Origin of the sequence: Pseudomonas sp. BIC9C, from assembly GCF_034541995.1 — a bacterium.
GTDB classification, from domain to species: Bacteria; Pseudomonadota; Gammaproteobacteria; order Pseudomonadales; family Pseudomonadaceae; genus Aquipseudomonas; species Aquipseudomonas fluorescens_CC.
This window is the reverse complement of sequence record NZ_JAWDGM010000002.1, coordinates 136,572-155,200: the sequence shown is the minus strand read 5'-3', so window position 1 is coordinate 155,200 and position 18,629 is coordinate 136,572. Positions and strand designations below refer to the sequence as shown.

The window sequence follows — 18,629 nt, the reverse complement described above, 5'->3', positions numbered from 1 at the left end:
CCCTGTAGGAGCGAGCTTGCTCGCGAAAAACGTCAGGACAACGCGGGTAATCAGACAGCCCGCGTCATCGTTGACGTTCATCGCGAGCAAGCTCGCTCCTACAGGTACAGACAAAATATCAAGCATGCCGCTTGCGATACTCCCCCGGCGCAATGCCGAAGCGCGATTTGAACGCAGTGGAGAAGTAGCTCGAATCGGAAAAGCCCCACGAGTACCCCAGCACCGACAACTTCTGTTCCTTGCCCGATTGGCGCAGGGATTCGGCGCACAGGTCCAGGCGACGGTTCTTGATGTAGCGCGCCACCACCAGGCCTTTCTTGGCAAACATCCGGTACAGGCCACGGGTGGACATGCCGACTTCCCGCGCCAGCCATTCCGGGCACAGGTCTTCGGAGCGAATGTTTTCGTCAATGCAGGTGAGCGTCTTGCGGAAGATCCGTTCATGGGCATCGGTGCAGTCGTCGGCCTGGCTGATCGCCGGGCGCAGCAGGCTGACAATCGCCTCCAGGGTCGCTTCGCTTTCCTGCCGGGTCAGGTGCTGCTGGCGGGTCGCATCGAGGATCAACCGGTGCGACAGCATCGCGATGGGCGAGGTGGCGGCAATCCGGTGGCCGCACCTGACCTGATTGAAGCGCAGGGTTTGCTCGACCAGTTGATACGGCAGGATCAATGACAACTGCCGGGAGTTTTCGCTGTAGGTGAAGTCGCTGGGCCGCGAGGCATCGATCAGCGTGATGTCACCGGGGGACAGCAGGACCTTGTCTTCGCCCTGGGCCATGCCCGCCGTGCCGTCGAGCTGGAACACCGCAAAATACTTGCCGCCCTCGCCCGCCGCGACCTCCTGGGGCGTACGGTACAAACGCGCCTGGCACACGTCGACGAAACTGAGTTTGAGCGCATCGCTCTGGTATTCACGGATGCGCCCGGCAAACTCGCTGCCCAGGGGTTGTGCGTTGAAGGCGCCACAGATCTGGTTGATCTGATGGATCCACTGGTCGAACCCATCATGGCGCTGTGCTGTTGTAGAAATCATGTCAGGCCTCACGCAGGCTTATTTTTATTGTCTACGTCAATCCACACGACATCGGATGCTTCAAGTCTCCTGAACAGCACCACTCCCTGAACAATGACGTGCTATTTCAGTCCGCCAAAACGCCGATAGAAGCTTTCACCCACATCCGGCAACGGGCCGTCGGCCGTTTCCAGTGCAGCGTTCAGCCATTCTTCGGCCTTGGCGTAGATCAAACGGTAAATGTTGCGGCACAACTGCCGGGCGGCGCGGCCTTCCCAATCGCCGGGCAACAACTCGTCCGGCAGTTGCGGGTCGCGCAGCAGCAGCTTGCGGTACTCGTGGATCAACAGGACCCGCGCCAGGAAGCAGTCGGCCGGTTGCAGGTTTTCCTGCTCGCGCAGCGCTTGCCACAGCGGTCGGAACAACTGGATGAACTCGCTGTAGTGCGCGGCCAGCTCCTCGATGTTCCAGCTCTCGCGCACTTGCAGGCGCAGCGCCTTGGAGGCCAGTACATCCTGGGCGGTGGTTTCGAAGACGATGGTGTCCTCCTGCACGCCGAGGTCGAGCAGGGTCGCGTTGACGTCGGAACGGTCACTGCGCGGACAGGCCAGCACCACCGGCGAAATCGCACCGAAGCCTTGCCACTCCAGCTCCTCGCGCACCTGTTTGCGTTTGTCCTGGGTCAGTTGCGAGAGCATCACCAGGCACCAGGAACCATCCCAGGCCGGCATCGTGGTGCTGTAGACGCGCTTGAAGGCCTTGTCGAAACGCCGGCGACCGGTGCCGGTCAGGCTGTAATAGCTACGACGACCGACTTTCTCGGCGGTCAGCCAGCCTTCCTTGGTCAGGCGAAAAATCGACGTACGGATCAGCCGCTCATTGATGCCGATGGGCTCGAGCAATTGAATCAGGCTGCCCAGCCACACGGTGCCGCCATGGGGTTCGATGGCATCCCCATACAACGTGATGATCAAGGAACTGGCGCGGATCGGCGTCTGCTCCTGGAAGCGTGTAATCAGATGGTTCAAGGGGGTCAGGGACGACATGGGCGTTCCGTGTAAAAAAAGAAAAGGAATATACCGAAAACCTGCCTGTTAATCGCACCCACCTGTAGGAGCGAGCTTGCTCGCGAAAAACGCCCGGGCAATACGTGTGTTCAGACAGCCCGCGTCATCGTTGACGTCCATCGCGAGCAAGCTCGCTCCTACAGGGGGGACCGTGTTCACAAAGTACTGCCTTTCGGCCGCAACCCCCTGTCGCTGATGCGCGGGCGATCAGCCTCCGGCTCGCTCAGAGGTTCGCACACCTGCATCTGCGTGAGGCAGCGCTTGGCCAATTCCTGGTACTCGCGTGTGCCCGCCTGTTTCCACGCCACTTCCTGATCGCTGAGGGTGCGCTTGATGCTGGCCGGTGCGCCCATGACCAGCGACTGCTCCGGGCATTCGAAGCCGGCCTTGACGAACGCCGCCGCCGAAACGAATGAACGCGGGCCGATCCGGGCGTTGTCCATCACCACCGCATTCATGCCCACCAAGGCGTCGGCGCCGATCCGGCAACCGTGCAGCACCGCGCCGTGGCCAATGTGGCCGTTGCGCTCGACCACGGTGTCGCTGTCGGGGAAACCGTGCATCACGCAGGTGTCCTGCAGGTTGGCGCCCTCCTCCAGCACGATCCGCCCGAAGTCCCCGCGCAGGCTGGCCAGCGGACCGACATAGCAATGCGGGCCGATGATCACGTCACCGATCAATACGGCGGACGGGTGCACATAAGCGCTCGGGTCAACCACCGGGGTCAGGCCATCAAGGCTGTAGCAGGTCATGAAAGCGTCCTTCACAAAGCGATGCAAATAATAGCTTATTTTGTATCACATCACTTTTACAAGCACAAAGACTAAAAAGCGTATCACTTGAAATACCGCTTTCCGACGAATGCGAGCAGGCCGTTTAAATCGGCCTTAACCCCAATATATTCAGGGCTAAACCCGCCGCCAGCGTCCCTGCCCCTGCAAGAAAACCAATCGAAACTCTCACCAATAAGACACATTAAATATATTTTCGTATTGCATTTACGTATCATGTTATAGCTATACTTGGGCAAAACCGGCCCCCGCGGCCGATCCAACAACAAGCCGGCACCACGCCGAGCGTGCACCGTGAGGGCATCCGCCATGCCTCTAACCCTTGCCGTCGAACTGATCGAGCCTGGCGTCCGCCTGATTACCCTGCAGCGCCCGCAAGCCCTGAACGCCTTGACCACCGAGTTGCTGGGCGAACTGGCCGATGAACTGAATGCCGCGCAAGCCGACCCCGACACCCGCGCCGTGGTCCTCACCGGCAGCCGCAAGGCCTTCGCCGCCGGTGCCGACATCAAGGAAATGGCCGAGCGCAACCTGGTCGGCATCCTCGACGACCCGCGCCAGGCGTCGTGGCAAACCATCACCCGCTTCAGCAAACCGCTGATCGCCGCAGTCAACGGCTTCGCCCTCGGCGGTGGCTGCGAACTGGCCATGCATGCCGACATCATCATTGCCGGCGAAGACGCCCGCTTCGGCCAACCGGAAATCAACCTCGGGATCATGCCCGGCGCCGGTGGCACCCAACGCTTGCTGCGTGCCGTCGGCAAATCCATGGCCATGCAGATGGTGCTGACCGGCGAACCGATTGACGCCCGCCAGGCCCAGCGCGCCGGCCTGGTCAGTGAAGTGACCCAGCCGGAGTTCACCGTCGACCGCGCCCTGCACATCGCCCGCAGCATTGCGGCCAAGGCACCACTGGCCGTGCGCATGGCCAAGGAAGCGCTGCTCAAGGCCATGGACACCGACCTGGCCAGCGGCCTGCGCTTCGAGCGCCACGCCTTCACCGTGCTGGCCGGCACCCGCGACCGTGATGAAGGCATTGCCGCCTTCCAGGAAAAGCGCAGCCCGACTTTCATCGGGCAATAAAGCGGCCACAAAAATCCGAACTCGAATGACCTCCAAGAGAGCGCCAAGACCATGAACTTCGAACACATCCTGTTTTCCATCGAGGCCGGCGTCGCCCTGCTCAGCCTCAACCGGCCGGATCAGCTCAACAGCTTCAACACCCAGATGCATGGCGAAGTGAAGGAAGCACTCAAGCAAGTGCGGCAGAACCCGGACGTGCGCGTACTGCTGCTGACCGGCGAAGGTCGCGGCTTCTGCGCAGGGCAAGACCTGAGCGACCGTAATGTCGCGCCGGGCAGTGCCGTGCCGGACTTGGGCGAGTCCATCGAGAAGTTCTACAACCCGCTGATCCGCCAGTTGCGCGACCTGCCGCTGCCGGTCATCTGCGCGGTCAACGGCGTGGCGGCCGGTGCCGGCGCCAACATCCCGCTGGCCTGCGACCTGGTATTGGCCGCGCGTTCGACCAGTTTCATCCAGGCGTTCTGCAAGATCGGCCTGATCCCCGATTCCGGTGGCACCTGGACCCTGCCGCGCCTGGTCGGCATGGCCCGCGCCAAGGCCCTGGCCTTGCTCGGCAATCGCCTGAGCGCTGAACAGGCCGAGCAATGGGGCCTGATCTACCGCTGCGTGGAAGATGCCGAGCTGCGCGACGAAGCGCTGAAACTGGCCCGCCACCTCGCCACGCAACCGACCTACGGTCTGGCGCTGATCAAACGCAGCCTGAACGCCAGCCTGAGCAACAGCTTTGACGAACAGTTGGACCTGGAACGTGACCTGCAGCGCCTGGCCGGGCGCAGCGAGGATTACCGCGAAGGCGTCGGCGCCTTCATGGAAAAACGCACCCCAAGCTTCAAGGGACGCTGAGACATGACCGCACTGAATACGACTGCACGCGTTGCGGTGATCGGCGCCGGGGCCATGGGCGCCGGTATCGCCCAGGTCGCGGCCCAGGCCGGTCATCCGGTATTGCTGCTGGACAACCGCCCCGGCGCGGCGGCGCAGGCCATCGAAAACATCGACCGGCAACTGGGCAAACGGGTCGAAAGCGGCAAGCTGTCCGCCGAAGCGCGCAGCGCCACCCTCACCCGCCTGCAAGCGGTGGAAGCCATCGAAGCCCTGGCCGACTGCGACCTGATCATCGAAGCCATCGTCGAGAACCTTGAGGTCAAGCGCGCACTGTTTCGCCAGCTCGAAGGCATCTGCGGCGAGCACTGCATCCTGGCCAGCAACACCTCATCGCTGTCGATCACCAGCATCGCCGCGCAGCTTGAGCGTCCAGAACGCCTGCTCGGCCTGCACTTCTTCAACCCGGCGCCAGTCATGGCACTGGTGGAAATCGTCTCCGGCCTGGCCAGCGATCCGGCACTCGCCGAATGCCTGTACGACACCGCCAAGGCCTGGGGCAAGAAACCGGTGCACACCCGCTCCACGCCGGGCTTCATCGTCAACCGCGTGGCCCGGCCGTTCTACGCCGAGAGCCTGCGAATGCTTCAGGAAGGCGCTGCCGATTGCCCGACGCTGGATGCACTGATGCGCGAAGCCGGCGGGTTTGCCATGGGCGCGTTCGAACTGACTGACCTGATCGGCCACGACGTCAACTACGCCGTGACCTGTTCGGTGTTCGACGCCTATTACCAGGACACCCGCTTCCTGCCATCGCTGATCCAGAAAGAACTGGTGGACGGCGGACGTCTGGGGCGCAAAAGCGGTCAGGGTTTCTACAGCTACGCCCAAGGCGCCGAGCGTCCGCAAGCCGCTGAAATCAGCGGCAGCGCGAGCGTCGAAACTTGTATCGCCGAAGGTGACCTTGGCATCGCCCAGGGTTTGCTGGCGCGCTTGAGCGAGCAAGGCATTAAAGTTATCCGGCGCGATGGTCGCGGCTTACTGCGGGTCGGCGACGCGGTGCTGGCCCTGAGTGACGGCCGCATGGCCTGCCAGCGCGCCCGGGAAGACGGGCTGCGTAACCTGATTCTGCTGGATCTGGCCCACGATTATGCCAAGGCCCAGCGCATCGCCATCAGCTACTCGAACGGCATTGATCCACTGGCACTCGAACAGGGCGTGGCCCTGCTGCAACGCGCCGACCTCAAGGTCAGCCTGCTCAGCGACAGCCCGGCCCTCGCCGTCCTGCGCACTGTCGCCATGCTCGCCAACGAAGCCGCCGACGCCCTGCTGCAAGGCGTGGCCTCGGCCGCCGACATCGATCTGGCCATGCGCGCCGGGGTCAATTATCCCCAGGGCCCGCTGGCCTGGGCCGACACCATCGGCCTTCCCCACATCCTGACCGTGCTGGACAACCTGCAAGCCACCTACGGCGAAGAACGCTACCGGCCATCGCTGTTGTTGCGCCGCCGGGTCGCCGAAGGGAGAACCTTCCATGACTAACCACGAAGCGATGAACCTGGCCAGCGACTGCGCGCAAGCGTTGTTCCAGCGCGACACCGCCAGCCAGGCCATGGGCATGCGTTTGCTGTCCGCCGGCCCCGGTTGCGCCCGGGTCGGCATGACCGTGCGGGCCGACATGGTCCAGGGCCACGGCACGTGCCACGGCGGCTACCTGTTCGCTCTCGCCGACTCGGCGTTTGCCTTTGCCTGCAACAGCTACAACGAGGCCACGGTGGCCATCGGTTGCAGCATCGACTACATCGCCCCGGCACGCCTGGGCGACACGCTGAATGCCGACTGCATCGAGCAAAGCCGCTCCGGCCGCACCGGCAACTACGACGTACGTATCGAAAACCAGCAGGGCCAGTTGATCGCCCTGTTCCATGGCAAATCCTACAAAGTGCGCGGCCCGGTGCTGACGCAGGAGACCCCGAATGAATGACGCCCTGATCATCGACGCGGTACGCACCCCCATCGGCCGTTACGCTGGCGTCCTGAGCAGCGTGCGCGCCGACGACCTCGGCGCGGTGCCGTTGCGCGAACTGCTGCGCCGCCACCCGCAAGTCGACTGGAGCACGGTCGACGACGTGATCTACGGCTGCGCCAACCAGGCCGGCGAAGACAACCGCAACGTCGCGCGCATGTCGGCGTTGCTGGCCGGCTTGCCGGTCAGCGTGCCGGGCACCACCCTCAATCGCCTGTGCGGCTCCGGGCTCGATGCCATCGGCACCGCCGCCCGGGCGATTCGCAGCGGCGAAACCGGGTTGATGCTGGTCGGCGGCGTTGAATCCATGTCCCGCGCGCCACTGGTGATGGGCAAGGCCGAGCAGGCGTTTTCCCGTGCGGCCGAAATCTTCGATACCACCATCGGCTGGCGCTTCGTCAATCCGTTGATGAAAAAGGCCTACGGAATCGACTCCATGCCGGAAACGGCAGAGAACGTCGCCGAACAGTTCAACATCTCCCGGGCCGACCAGGACGCCTTCGCCCTGCGCAGCCAGCAACGCGCTGCCGCAGCCCAGGCCAGCGGACGCCTGGCCAAGGAAATCGTTGCGGTGCAAATCCCCCAGCGCAAAGGCCCGGCCAAGGTGGTCGAGCACGACGAACACCCACGCGGCGACACCACCCTTGAACAGCTCGCCAAACTGGGTACGCCGTTCCGCGAAGGCGGCAGCATCACCGCCGGTAACGCCTCCGGGGTCAACGACGGTGCCTGCGCCCTGTTGCTGGCCAGCCCGGAAGTCGCCAAACGCCACGGCCTGACCGCCCGTGGCCGGGTCGTGGCCATGGCCACTGCCGGCGTCGAACCCCGGATCATGGGCATCGGCCCGGTGCCGGCGACGCGTAAGGTGCTGGAACTGGCCAACCTGAGCCTGGCGGACATGGACGTGATCGAGCTCAACGAAGCCTTCGCCGCACAAGGTCTGGCGGTGTTGCGCGAACTGGGCTTGAGCGACACCGATCCGCGGGTCAACCCCAACGGCGGCGCCATCGCCCTTGGCCATCCGCTGGGCATGAGCGGCGCACGACTGGTCACCACCGCCCTGCATGAGCTGGAAGAAAGTAACGGCCGCTACGCCCTGTGCACCATGTGCATCGGCGTCGGCCAGGGGATCGCGCTGATCATCGAGCGTCTATCCCACTAAAGAATCGCGATTCCCGAGGAGCCGAGAGGTATCCTTGGGGCATGCACTCAAAGCCCCTGCGCGCAGGGGCTGGAACACAAAAACAATTCGAGTGAACACATGAACATGCCAATTGCCCAAGCCGTGCTGAATCCTGTGCTGGACCCGCTGGAAACCGCCAGCATCGACGAGCTGCGCCAGCATCAGCTGGAGCGCCTGCGCTGGAGCCTGAACCACGCCTACAACAACGTGCCGCTGTACCGTCAGCGCTTCGATGCGCTGGGCGTGCACCCCGACGACCTCAAGTCCCTCGACGACCTGGCGAAATTCCCTTTCACCACCAAGTCCGACCTGCGGGACAACTACCCCTACGGCATGTTTGCCGTGCCGATGAGCGACGTGGTGCGCCTGCATGCGTCCAGCGGCACCACCGGCAAACCGACCGTGGTCGGCTACACCCAGAACGACATCGACACCTGGGCCAATGTGGTGGCCCGCTCGATCCGCGCCGCTGGCGGCCATCGTGGCGACAAAGTGCACATCTCCTATGGCTACGGCCTGTTCACCGGCGGCCTCGGCGCGCATTACGGTGCCGAACGCCTGGGCTGCACGGTGATCCCGATGTCCGGCGGCCAGACCGAAAAACAAGTGCAACTGATCAAGGATTTCCAGCCGGACATCATCATGGTCACGCCGTCCTACATGCTCAACATCGCCGACGAAATCGAGCGCCAGGGCATCGACCCGCACAAACTGGCCCTGCGCCTGGGCATCTTCGGTGCCGAGCCGTGGACCGCCGAACTGCGCAGCGCCATCGAGGCCCGCATGGGCATCACCGCCCTGGACATCTACGGCCTGTCGGAAATCATGGGCCCGGGCGTGGCCATGGAATGCGCCGAAACCAAGGACGGCCCGACCATCTGGGAAGACCACTTCTACCCGGAAATCATCGACCCGGTCACCGGCGAAGTACTGCCGGACGGGCAGATGGGCGAACTGGTGTTCACCTCCCTGAGCAAAGAAGCCCTGCCGATGATCCGCTACCGCACCCGCGACCTGACGCGCCTGCTGCCGGGCACCGCACGGCCGATGCGACGCATCGACAAGATCACTGGGCGCAGCGATGACATGCTGATCATCCGCGGGGTCAACGTGTTTCCGACGCAAATCGAGGAGCAGGTCCTCAAAGTCAAACAGCTTGCCGAGTGCTACGAGATCCATCTGTATCGCAATGGCAACCTGGACAGCGTTGACGTGCACGTCGAACTCAAGGCCGAGCATCAGCACCTGAGCGACGAACAGCAGAAGGCTGTTTGTGGCGAATTGAGCAAGCACATCAAGACGTATATCGGAATCAGTTCGCGGATCGTTTTGCAGCCGTTCCATTCGATCAAGCGATCGGAGGGCAAAGCTTGCCACGTGGTGGATAAACGCCCTAAAGCATGACTGCTGCACCCCTTTGAGCCCCGCTGATGCGGGGCTTTTTTTTGCCCACTTCACCGCCCTGCCTGCCCTGTGGGAGCGAGCCTGCTCGCGATGGATGTCAACCATGACACGGGCTGCCTGATACCCAGCGGCGATCTCAGGCTCATCGCGAGCAGGCTCGCTCCCACATTTGGATTGGGTACATCCGCGCAAATCAGGTCGGCTGTTAGGCCGCCATCGCTGGCAAGCCAGCTCCCACAGGTACGCGCGTTCGCAGGGGACGGCGTACACCCTGCAAACAGGTCGAGTGTCAGCTCGCCTCGGCTGTTTTTGATCTGCCCGCCCCTTCGGGAGGCTGAGTGGAGGCGTTCATCCGGGGAATGGCGCGCAGCGCCGTTCGACGCAGTCGAACACATTGCATGTAGGTGCAGCGAAGCCAACCGGAGGGCAATGCCCCCGGATGAATGCCGGAGCGAAGGAACGCCGAGCCTTAGCGAGGGACCGGACGCTCGGGGCGAGCCTTTTTTTGCTTACTTTTTTTTGGCGCTTGAAAAAAAAGTGAGTCGCCGTAAGGGCGAAACCGCCAGTGGCCGTTACCGAAGAAATGGATATGTACGCCGACCTCCCCCCATTCATCCCAAAGCGATACAAAAAACAAATACGACACGTCATTTTTTGTTTGATATTAATTTATGTATCGCTTATAAAGTTCTCCATGCCTCAGAACAGATTCAAGGCGGGAGACCAAAAATGTACGCACAGCTCGTAGAAACCGGCGTCAAGCGCATAAAAGACCTCTCGGAAATGTCCGAAGAGGAACGCGCCTTCCAGGAAAAAATCGATTCAGAAATCAAGATCGAAGCGAAGAACTGGATGCCAGATGCCTACCGCCAGACCCTGATCCGGCAGATTTCCCAGCACGCCCACTCCGAAATCGTCGGCATGCTGCCCGAAGGCAACTGGGTCACCCGCGCCCCGTCGCTCAAACGCAAACTGCAACTGATGGCCAAGATCCAGGACGAAGCCGGCCACGGCCTCTACCTGTACAGCGCCATGGAAACCCTGGGCGCCGACCGCGATGAAGAAATCGCCAAGCTGCACAGCGGCAAGGCCAAGTACTCGAGCATCTTCAACTACCCGACGCTGAACTGGGCCGACATGGGTGCAGTGGGCTGGCTGGTGGATGGTGCGGCGATCGTCAACCAGGTGGTGCTGCAGCGCACCTCCTACGGCCCGTATTCGCGGGCGATGATCCGCATCTGCAAGGAAGAGAGCTTCCACCAGCGCCAGGGCTACGAAATCCTCCTGACCATGATGCGTCACGGTACCCAGGCGCAAAAAGACATGGTCCAGGACGCGATCAACCGCCTGTGGTGGCCGTCGCTGATGATGTTTGGCCCGAGCGACGAACACTCGCCGAACAGCGCCCAGTCCATGGCCTGGAAAATCAAGCGTCAGAGCAACGACGAGCTGCGCCAGCGCTTCATCGACCAGACCATCCCGCAGCTGGAGTTGCTGGGCTGCACCTGCCCCGACCCGGACCTGAAGTGGAACGCCGAGCGCGGCCACTACGACTTCGGCGAAATCCAGTGGAACGAATTCTACGAAGTGCTCAAGGGCAACGGCCCATGCAACCAGGAACGCGTCGCCACCCGCCGCAAGGCGATTGAAGACGGTGCCTGGGTTCGTGAAGCCGCCGTCGCCCACGCCCGCAAAAAACAAAACAAGAACGCCGCCTGATCCGGCCACCAGATGTGGAGTAACTGAAATGTCCGAGTGGACCCTCTTCGAAGTCTTCGTGCGCAGCAAGCACGGCCTCAACCACAAGCACGTCGGCAGCGTGCATGCCGCCGACACCACCATGGCCATCGAAAACGCGCGAGAGCTCTATACCCGTCGCAGCGAAGGCGTGAGCCTGTGGGTGGTGCCTTCGGCATTGATCACCGCTTCGTCGCCGGATGAAAAGGACCCGCTGTTCGATCCGTCGGACGACAAGGTCTACCGCCACGCCAGCTTCTACGAGCTGCCGGCCGAAGTCGGACACATGTGAGGTCGACCATGGACAACAAGACTGATCTGATCGAATACCTGCTGCGTCTCGGCGACAGCGCCCTGATCCAGGGCCAGCGCCTGTGCCAGTGGTGCGGCAAGGCACCGGCACTGGAAGAAGAGCTGGCGCTGATGAACGTCGGCCTCGACCTGGTGGGCCAGGCGCGCAACTGGCTGGAGTACGCCGCCGAACTGCTGGACGACGGCCGCGATGCCGATCACCTGGCGTTCCGACGCGACGAACGTGCCTATCGCAATCTGCTGCTGGTGGAACAACCCAACGGCGATTACGCGGTGACCATCCTCAAGCAGTTCCTGTATGACGCCTGGCACCTGCCGGTGTTGCAGGGCCTGAGCCAGTCCAGCGATGAACGCATCGCCGGGATCGCCGCCAAAGCGCTGAAGGAAGTGACCTATCACCTGCGCCGCTCCGGCGAGTGGGTCGAGCGCCTGGGGGACGGCACCGAGGAAAGCCACAAGCGCATGCTCGCGGCCATTCCCGAGGTCTGGCGTTTCACCGTGGAACTGATCGCCGCCGATGACAGCGAACAGCGCCTGTGCGCAGCCGGCATCACTCCGGACATCGCCAGCGTCGCCGCGCAGTGGCAAGCCAAAGTCGAGCAGATCTTCACCAGCGCTACCCTGCCCGTGCCCGCCGCACCGAGCTATTTCTACCTGAATGCGCGCAAGGGCCTGCACACCGAACACCTGGGGATTCTGCTGGCCGAAATGCAGTTCCTGCCACGAGCGTACCCCGATGCAACCTGGTGAGCTGATCGCCAGTGACCTCGGTGCCCGGCCGGCTCAACCGACCGACCTGGCCGCCGCGTGGGCGACCCTGGCGCAGGTCATGGACCCGGAAGTGCCGGTGGTCAGCGTGGTCGACCTGGGGATTGTCCGCGATCTGGACTGGCAGGCCGGTCACTTGCACGTGGTGGTCACGCCGACTTACTCCGGTTGCCCCGCCACCGAAGTGATCGAGAGCGATATCCGCGATGCGCTGGAACTCGCCGGATTCAAGGCGCCGCAATTGGAGCGCAAGTTGACCCCGGCCTGGACCACCGACTGGATCAGCGACAGCGGCCGCGAACGCCTGCGCGCCTACGGCATCGCGCCGCCCGAGGGCAGCACCAGCAAGCGCAGCCTGCTCGGCGAAAGCCCGCAGGTTGTGTGCCCGCAATGCGGCAGCGCCCACACCGAGGTGCTCAGCGAGTTCGGTTCCACTGCCTGCAAGGCCCTGTACCGCTGCGTCGATTGCCGGGAACCGTTCGACTATTTCAAGTGCATCTGAGCGGCGAATCGGCCGTCCCAGCTGGAGAACAACAATGAGCAAATTTCACAGCCTGACCATCAAGGACGTGCGCGCCGAGACCCGTGACGCGGTGTCCATCGCCTTCGAGATTCCCCAGGACCTGCAAGACAGCTTCCACTTCACCCAGGGCCAGCACCTGGTGATGCGCACCCAACTGGACGGCGAAGAAGTACGCCGCTCGTACTCGATCTGCACCGGGGTCAACGACGGTGAGCTGCGCGTGGCGATCAAGCGCGTGGCCGGCGGGCGTTTTTCTGCCTTCGCCAACGAGCAATTAAAGGCCGGGCACAGCCTGGAAGTCATGCCGCCCGCCGGGCATTTCTGCGTCGAACTCGACCCGACGCGCCATGGCAACTACCTGGCGGTTGCGGCGGGCAGCGGGATCACACCGATCCTGTCGATCATCAAGACCACCCTGGAAACCGAGCCCCACAGCCGCGTGACCCTGCTGTATGGCAACCGCTCCAGCTCCGGAGCGCTGTTCCGCGAACAGCTTGAGGACTTGAAGAACCGCTACCTGCAACGCCTGAATCTGATCTTCGTGTTCAGCCGCGAGCAGCAGGATGTCGACCTGTACAACGGCCGGATCAACGCCGAGAAATGCGAGCAGCTGTTCAGCCGCTGGCTCGACGTCAAGGCCCTCGACGCCGCGTTCATCTGCGGCCCGCAGGAAATGACCGAGACCGTGCGCGACAGCCTCAAGGCCAAGGGCATGCAGCCTGAGCGCATCCATTTCGAACTGTTCGCCGCCGCCGGCAGCGAGCAAAAGCGTGCCGCCCGCGAAGCCGCCCGCCAGGTCGATGCGGCGGTCAGCCAGATCACCGTGATCAGCGACGGCCGCGCCCTCGCCTTCGACCTGCCGCGCAACAGCCAGAGCATCCTCGATGCGGGTAACGAGCAAGGTGCGGAGCTGCCCTACTCGTGCAAGGCCGGCGTGTGCTCGACCTGCAAGTGCAAGGTCATCGAAGGCGAAGTGGAAATGGACAGCAACCACGCCCTGGAAGACTACGAAGTGGCCGCCGGCTATGTGCTGTCGTGCCAGGCCTTCCCGATCAGCGACAAGGTGGTGCTGGATTTCGACCAGCTCTGAAACACCGCTCCCGCAGAAATTTGCATCGATCCCTGTGGGAGCGGGCTTGCCCGCGATGAGGCCATCAAATTCACCATTGATGTCGCCTGAAATTAAGCCTTCGCGGGCAAGCCCGCTCCCACAGGGTCCTGCGGCGACCCAACCCTTTTGATTCCAGGAGCCAACATGTCCCACGCCCCTACCCTGCAAAGCTTCATCGCCGGTCGCTGGATCGGCCAACACGGTGCGCAAATCCTGCGCAGCGCCATCGACGGCCATGAAATCGCCCGTACCCACGAAGAACGCCCGGACTTCGCCGAGGCCATCGAACACGGTCGCCGCCAAGGTATCAGCGGCCTGATGGCCCTGGACTTCCAGCAACGCGCCCAGCGTCTCAAGGCCCTGGCTCTGTACCTGAGCGAGCGCAAGGAACAGCTCTACGCGATCTCCCATCACAGCGGTGCAACCCGTGCCGACAGCTGGATCGATATCGAAGGCGGCAACAGCACGCTGTTCACCTACGCCAGCCTCGGCTCGCGGGAACTGCCATCGGGCAACGTCGTCCACGAAGGCCCGGCGCTGCAATTGAGCAAGCTCGGCACCTTCGCCGGCACCCACATCCTGGTGCCTCGTGGTGGCGTGGCGGTGCACATCAACGCGTTCAACTTCCCGATCTGGGGCATGCTGGAAAAGTTCGCGCCGAGCTTCCTCGCCGGCATGCCGTGCATCGTCAAGCCAGCCAGCGCCACCAGCTACCTGACCGAAGCGGTGGTGCGCCTGATGGACGAATCCGGCCTGCTGCCAGCGGGCAGCCTGCAACTGATCATCGGCGGCACCGGCGACCTGCTCGACCGTCTGCAAGGCCAGGACGTGGTGACCTTCACCGGTTCCGCCGACACCGCAGCCAAGCTGCGGGTCAACCCGAACCTGATCCGCAACTCGGTACCGTTCACCGCCGAAGCCGACTCGCTGAACTGCGCGATCCTCGCCCCGGACGTGACCCCGGACGACGAAGAATTCGAGCTATTCATCAAGGAAATCGCCCGGGAAATGACCACCAAGGCCGGGCAGAAATGCACCGCCATCCGCCGCGCCATCGTGCCGGCCAAACACATCGATGCAGTGGCCACGCGCCTGCGTGATCGCCTGGCCAAAGTGGTGGTTGGCGACCCGTCGGTGGAAGGCGTACGCATGGGTGCGCTGGCGTCCCACGACCAGCAGAAGGACGTGGCCGAGCGTCTGGAAAGCCTGTTGCAGAGCAGCGACATGTTGTTCGGTGCTCGCGATGGTTTCGAACCACGGGGCGAAAATGTCAGCCAGGGCGCGTTCTTCGCCCCGACCCTGTTGCAGGCCCGGGACCCGCACGCTGAAGGTGGTGCACACGACATCGAAGCGTTCGGCCCGGTCAGCACCTTGATGGCCTACGACGATCTCGACGAAGCATTGGCCCTGGCCGCTCGCGGCAAAGGCAGCCTGGTGGCCAGCCTGGTAACCAAGGATCCGCAGATTGCCGCCAAAGCCATTCCGGTGGCCGCTGCATTGCACGGTCGCCTGCTGGTGCTGGACCGCAACTGCGCCGGCGAATCCACCGGCCACGGTTCGCCGCTGCCACAACTCAAGCACGGCGGCCCGGGTCGTGCCGGTGGTGGTGAAGAACTCGGTGGCCTGCGCGCAGTGAAACACTACCTGCAACGCGCGGCGGTGCAAGGTTCGCCGACCATGCTGGCAGCGGTCACCGGCGAGTACGTGCGCGGCGCCAAGGTCATCGAAACCGACGTGCATCCGTTCCGTCGCTACTTCCAGGACCTGCAGATCGGCGAGTCGTTGCTGACCCACCGTCGCACCGTCACCGAAGCCGACTTGGTGAACTTCGGCTGCCTGTCGGGCGACCACTTCTACATGCACTTCGACGAGATCGCGGCCAAGGAATCGCAATTCGGCAAGCGTATCGCCCACGGTTACTTCGTGCTGTCGGCGGCGGCCGGCCTGTTCGTGTCGCCGGCTCCTGGCCCGGTACTGGCCAACTATGGCCTGGACACCTTGCGCTTCATCAACCCGGTGGGCATCGGCGACACCATCCAGGCGCGCCTGACCTGCAAGCGCAAGATCGACCAGGGCAAGAAGAGCCCGCAAGGCATCCCGCAAGGGGTGGTGGCGTGGGATGTGGAAGTCACCAACCAGCTGGGTGAGCTGGTGGCCAGTTATGACATTTTGACCTTGGTGGTCAAACGCGAGGATTGATTCTCGTCCGGAATCTCTGTGGGCTGTGTTGGCCTCTTCGCGGGCAAGTCGAATCGTCGCACCGCCGCTCCCACAGGGTTCTCGGTTGAGTACAAAATCTGCGGCATCCACTAATCACTGTGGGAGCGGGCTTGCCCGCGATAGCGGTTTGTCAGTCAACATCAATGGCGTCTGACACTCCGCCATCGCGAGCAAGCTCGCTCCCACAGGTTATTGGTAAACCTGAAAAGTCAGTGCTTGCGCAACCACTCGATAAACAACGCAAACAACTCCGACTGCGACCCCACTTCCAGCTTCAGGTACAGATTCTTGCGGTGCATGCGCACGGTTTCCGGCGAGATGTTCATCTGGCTGGCGGTGGACTTCACCGAATGCCCGCGCAGGACCATGTGCGCCACTTCCCGCTCACGCTCGGTGAGCACCTCGCTGCCGAAATGCTCGAAAGCCGACTGCACCCGGTGCTTGAGATCATCGCGCAGGCCCTGGTCTTTATCGCACTGGATCCGGCAACTGCGCAGCATTCCGCGTTGACTGAATTCGCTGATGAATTCACGCACCAGCGGTTCGACGGCGCGCAGCAGGTTCAGTTGTTCCGCGCACAGGCACTCACCGCCAAAACCTTGAAAGAGGCTGACCGAAATCTTCGTGTCATTAGCGGTATCGACGATGTAGTAGCTGTCTTCCGAACAGCCTGCATTCAGGTAATAGGTCTTGTAGTAGTCACTGTCGAAGAAGTTGTCCGGCGCAATCTCCTCCAGGTGATAGAACCCTTGCGCCAACCCCTGCTCCACCGCCAGGCAAAACGGGTCGAGCAGATAGCCCCCGGAAAAATAGCGTTCAAGAATCGAGACCTGATACTCCTGCGCAATCCCGCGCTGATGCAGCAACTGTGGCGCGCGGTCCTTGCGCTCCAGGCTGATCATCATCGACTCGACGGACACCAGCTGCGCCAACGCTGACGCCAGGTATTGCAGGGCGTCAGGCTCATCGATATGGGCGAATGCCTCGCGCATGCCCCCATGCCATTTGTGCAATGCCCCAAAGGGCATTGCGATCAGCGTATCGTCGTTTGGTTTGCTCATGCCCCGCAGTCTAGCGGGTGAGCATGCCCTTGGTAACAGTCTGACGGATGAAATCATTGGCCGAAATACTGGCCGCTCTGCTCAAGCTCGGCCGCCACTTCAAGGATGCACACCCGCAAGGTCTCGACGATTTCATCGACCTGGGCAAACGTCAGGATCAACGGTGGCGACATCACGTTGAGGTGCATGATCGGCCGCACCAGCAAGCCCCGGGCCTGGGCCCGCGAGTGGATTTTCTCGCCGATGTTGATCTCGTCAGGGAACAGCGCCTTGGTGCGTTTATCGGCGACGAATTCCACGCAGGCCATGAGTTTCTGGCAGCGCACATCGCCCACCAGCGGCAAGTCGCGCAGGGTTGCCAGGCGCTCCTCCAGATACGCCCCCACCGTGTCGACATGGGCCAGCAGGTTTTCCCGCTCGATGATTTCGATGTTCTTCAGCGCCGCCGTGCAGCACACCGGGTGGCCGCTGTAGGTGAAGCCGTGGGTGAAACAGCGGCCCTTGCCCGGCTCGGCGATGACTTTCCAGATGCGCTCGGAAAAGATGCACGCGCCCAGCGGCAGGTAAGCCGATGTCAGGCCCTTGGCGGTGGTGATGATGTCCGGCTGCACGTCAAACACATCATGGGAGGCGAAGAACTTGCCCAGCCGCCCGAACGAGGTCACTACTTCATCGGCCACGAACAGGATGTCGTAGCGCTGGCAGACGTTCCACATGCGCTTGAGATAGCCCCGGGGCGGAATGATCACCCCACCCGAGCCCATGATCGGCTCGGCGAAGAACGCAGCCACTTTGTCCGCACCAATCGACAGGATCCTGTCTTCAAACTCCTTGACCAGGAACTCGAGGAACTGCGCCTCGTCCATGCCGTCGGGCGCGCGGTACGGGTTCGGGTTGGAAACGTGGTGGATCAGCGGGTTGGCGTAATCGAACTCCGGCACGCGGTCGGCGGCCTTGTTGCCGATCGACATGGTCAGGGTGGTGGAGCCGTGATAGGCGTTGAACCGGGCGATGACGTGCTTCTTCTCGGGTTTGCCCCGGCAGTTCTGGTAGTACTGGATCAGCCGGTACGCGGTGTCCACGGCGGTGGAGCCGCCGGTGGTCAGGAACACATGGTCGAGGTCGCCGGGAGCCAGGCTGGCGAGCTTTTCGCACAACTGGATGGCGACGTTGTTCGACATGTCGGAAAACGGGTTCGAATAGGCCAGTTGGCGCACCTGGTCGGCGATGGCCTCGGCCATTTCCTCGCGACCCAGGCCGATATTGGTGCACCACATGCCACCCACCGCATCGAGGAAGCGGTTGCCCTGGGTGTCGTAGATGTAGGCCCCGTCGCCTGCGACGATGTTCAACGAACCTTGTTCGGCGTGCTCGTCGAACATGTGGTAGCCGTGCATGTGATGGGCCTTGTCGGCCTTGACCAGTCTGGACTCATCCGCCGGCGAAAGTACGGTGCGTGTTGGAGTCGCCATAAGTAAACCTCTAACCGAATTGACTAACGATCGAACA

Annotated in this window: 17 protein-coding genes; 12 read left to right on the top strand and 5 right to left on the bottom strand. The window is 62.7% G+C overall.

The genetic code is table 11. From position 1 onward, the window contains the following. Window positions 1–118: 118 nt before the first annotated feature. From feaR to paaY, 3 genes are all read right to left on the bottom strand, one after another. A complete protein-coding gene (gene feaR / locus RS887_RS10800) occupies window positions 119–1,033 on the bottom strand; it encodes a transcriptional regulator FeaR (protein ID WP_322615375.1) in 915 nt (304 codons plus the stop codon). 101 nt (window positions 1,034–1,134) lie between these two features. Then, window positions 1,135–2,058 (bottom strand): phenylacetic acid degradation operon negative regulatory protein PaaX, encoded by a 924-nt coding sequence (paaX, locus tag RS887_RS10795; RefSeq protein WP_008003007.1) that lies wholly within the window; start codon window positions 2,056–2,058, stop codon window positions 1,135–1,137. 176 nt (window positions 2,059–2,234) lie between these two features. Continuing rightward, on the bottom strand, window positions 2,235–2,831 hold the full coding sequence (gene paaY, locus RS887_RS10790) for a phenylacetic acid degradation protein PaaY (protein WP_057396097.1): 597 nt from the start codon (window positions 2,829–2,831) through the stop codon (window positions 2,235–2,237). Between the two features lie 348 nt (window positions 2,832–3,179). Between paaY and paaF the strand changes: the two genes are divergently transcribed. The 12 genes from paaF (at window position 3,180) to paaZ (ending at window position 16,038) form a co-directional block, all read left to right on the top strand. Then, window positions 3,180–3,953, top strand: coding sequence for a 2,3-dehydroadipyl-CoA hydratase PaaF (gene paaF, locus RS887_RS10785; RefSeq protein WP_322615374.1), 774 nt, complete (start codon window positions 3,180–3,182; stop codon window positions 3,951–3,953). Between the two features lie 51 nt (window positions 3,954–4,004). Further along, entirely contained in the window at window positions 4,005–4,796 is a 792-nt protein-coding gene (gene paaG / locus RS887_RS10780; protein WP_322615373.1) for a 2-(1,2-epoxy-1,2-dihydrophenyl)acetyl-CoA isomerase PaaG, read from the top strand. A 3-nt stretch (window positions 4,797–4,799) separates the two neighbouring features. Then, window positions 4,800–6,317 (top strand): 3-hydroxyacyl-CoA dehydrogenase PaaH, encoded by a 1,518-nt coding sequence (gene paaH, locus RS887_RS10775; RefSeq protein ID WP_322615372.1) that lies wholly within the window; start codon window positions 4,800–4,802, stop codon window positions 6,315–6,317. Beyond that, a complete protein-coding gene (gene paaI / locus RS887_RS10770; protein WP_322615371.1) occupies window positions 6,310–6,759 on the top strand; it encodes a hydroxyphenylacetyl-CoA thioesterase PaaI in 450 nt (149 codons plus the stop codon). The genes paaH and paaI overlap by 8 nt, the downstream gene beginning before the upstream one ends. Further along, a complete protein-coding gene (pcaF, locus tag RS887_RS10765; protein ID WP_322615370.1) occupies window positions 6,752–7,963 on the top strand; it encodes a 3-oxoadipyl-CoA thiolase in 1,212 nt (403 codons plus the stop codon). The genes paaI and pcaF overlap by 8 nt, the downstream gene beginning before the upstream one ends. Before the next feature lie 99 nt (window positions 7,964–8,062). Continuing rightward, window positions 8,063–9,388 carry a phenylacetate--CoA ligase PaaK gene (gene paaK, locus RS887_RS10760; protein WP_322615369.1) on the top strand — a complete coding sequence of 442 codons (1,326 nt, stop codon included), beginning with the start codon at window positions 8,063–8,065 and terminating at the stop codon, window positions 9,386–9,388. 729 nt (window positions 9,389–10,117) lie between these two features. Then, window positions 10,118–11,107, top strand: coding sequence for a 1,2-phenylacetyl-CoA epoxidase subunit PaaA (gene paaA, locus RS887_RS10755; protein ID WP_085718506.1), 990 nt, complete (start codon window positions 10,118–10,120; stop codon window positions 11,105–11,107). 28 nt (window positions 11,108–11,135) lie between these two features. Beyond that, window positions 11,136–11,417, top strand: a complete 282-nt coding sequence (gene paaB / locus RS887_RS10750) for a 1,2-phenylacetyl-CoA epoxidase subunit PaaB (protein ID WP_007943393.1) — start codon at window positions 11,136–11,138, stop codon at window positions 11,415–11,417. An 8-nt stretch (window positions 11,418–11,425) separates the two neighbouring features. Beyond that, window positions 11,426–12,187, top strand: coding sequence for a 1,2-phenylacetyl-CoA epoxidase subunit PaaC (paaC, locus tag RS887_RS10745; protein WP_322615368.1), 762 nt, complete (start codon window positions 11,426–11,428; stop codon window positions 12,185–12,187). Then, window positions 12,174–12,707 (top strand): 1,2-phenylacetyl-CoA epoxidase subunit PaaD, encoded by a 534-nt coding sequence (paaD, locus tag RS887_RS10740; RefSeq protein ID WP_322615367.1) that lies wholly within the window; start codon window positions 12,174–12,176, stop codon window positions 12,705–12,707. The genes paaC and paaD overlap by 14 nt, the downstream gene beginning before the upstream one ends. Before the next feature lie 34 nt (window positions 12,708–12,741). Continuing rightward, window positions 12,742–13,818, top strand: coding sequence for a 1,2-phenylacetyl-CoA epoxidase subunit PaaE (gene paaE / locus RS887_RS10735; protein ID WP_322615366.1), 1,077 nt, complete (start codon window positions 12,742–12,744; stop codon window positions 13,816–13,818). Window positions 13,819–13,983: 165 nt separating this feature from the next. Further along, window positions 13,984–16,038 carry a phenylacetic acid degradation bifunctional protein PaaZ gene (paaZ, locus tag RS887_RS10730; protein ID WP_322615365.1) on the top strand — a complete coding sequence of 685 codons (2,055 nt, stop codon included), beginning with the start codon at window positions 13,984–13,986 and terminating at the stop codon, window positions 16,036–16,038. Window positions 16,039–16,268: 230 nt separating this feature from the next. On the opposite strand, the gene RS887_RS10725 is transcribed toward paaZ, so the two are convergent. Next, complete coding sequence (locus RS887_RS10725; RefSeq protein ID WP_322615364.1) at window positions 16,269–17,177, bottom strand: helix-turn-helix domain-containing protein; 909 nt, start codon at window positions 17,175–17,177, stop codon at window positions 16,269–16,271. Beyond that, the gene (locus RS887_RS10720; protein ID WP_322615363.1) at window positions 17,174–18,592 is read right to left on the bottom strand and encodes an aminotransferase; all 1,419 of its coding nucleotides are present in this window, start codon (window positions 18,590–18,592) and stop codon (window positions 17,174–17,176) included. The genes RS887_RS10725 and RS887_RS10720 overlap by 4 nt, the downstream gene beginning before the upstream one ends. Between the last annotated feature and the right edge of the window lie 37 nt (window positions 18,593–18,629).

What these genes read in the sequence shown, in the direction of transcription:
- feaR (WP_322615375.1), bottom strand. Translation starts at nt 1,033, where the DNA reads ATGATTTCTACAACAGCACAGCGCCATGATGGGTTCGACCAGTGGATC.
- paaX (WP_008003007.1), bottom strand. Translation starts at nt 2,058, where the DNA reads ATGTCGTCCCTGACCCCCTTGAACCATCTGATTACACGCTTCCAGGAG.
- paaY (WP_057396097.1), bottom strand. Translation starts at nt 2,831, where the DNA reads ATGACCTGCTACAGCCTTGATGGCCTGACCCCGGTGGTTGACCCGAGC.
- paaF (WP_322615374.1), top strand. Translation starts at nt 3,180, where the DNA reads ATGCCTCTAACCCTTGCCGTCGAACTGATCGAGCCTGGCGTCCGCCTG.
- paaG (WP_322615373.1), top strand. Translation starts at nt 4,005, where the DNA reads ATGAACTTCGAACACATCCTGTTTTCCATCGAGGCCGGCGTCGCCCTG.
- paaH (WP_322615372.1), top strand. Translation starts at nt 4,800, where the DNA reads ATGACCGCACTGAATACGACTGCACGCGTTGCGGTGATCGGCGCCGGG.
- paaI (WP_322615371.1), top strand. Translation starts at nt 6,310, where the DNA reads ATGACTAACCACGAAGCGATGAACCTGGCCAGCGACTGCGCGCAAGCG.
- pcaF (WP_322615370.1), top strand. Translation starts at nt 6,752, where the DNA reads ATGAATGACGCCCTGATCATCGACGCGGTACGCACCCCCATCGGCCGT.
- paaK (WP_322615369.1), top strand. Translation starts at nt 8,063, where the DNA reads ATGAACATGCCAATTGCCCAAGCCGTGCTGAATCCTGTGCTGGACCCG.
- paaA (WP_085718506.1), top strand. Translation starts at nt 10,118, where the DNA reads ATGTACGCACAGCTCGTAGAAACCGGCGTCAAGCGCATAAAAGACCTC.
- paaB (WP_007943393.1), top strand. Translation starts at nt 11,136, where the DNA reads ATGTCCGAGTGGACCCTCTTCGAAGTCTTCGTGCGCAGCAAGCACGGC.
- paaC (WP_322615368.1), top strand. Translation starts at nt 11,426, where the DNA reads ATGGACAACAAGACTGATCTGATCGAATACCTGCTGCGTCTCGGCGAC.
- paaD (WP_322615367.1), top strand. Translation starts at nt 12,174, where the DNA reads ATGCAACCTGGTGAGCTGATCGCCAGTGACCTCGGTGCCCGGCCGGCT.
- paaE (WP_322615366.1), top strand. Translation starts at nt 12,742, where the DNA reads ATGAGCAAATTTCACAGCCTGACCATCAAGGACGTGCGCGCCGAGACC.
- paaZ (WP_322615365.1), top strand. Translation starts at nt 13,984, where the DNA reads ATGTCCCACGCCCCTACCCTGCAAAGCTTCATCGCCGGTCGCTGGATC.
- RS887_RS10725 (WP_322615364.1), bottom strand. Translation starts at nt 17,177, where the DNA reads ATGATTTCATCCGTCAGACTGTTACCAAGGGCATGCTCACCCGCTAGA.
- RS887_RS10720 (WP_322615363.1), bottom strand. Translation starts at nt 18,592, where the DNA reads ATGGCGACTCCAACACGCACCGTACTTTCGCCGGCGGATGAGTCCAGA.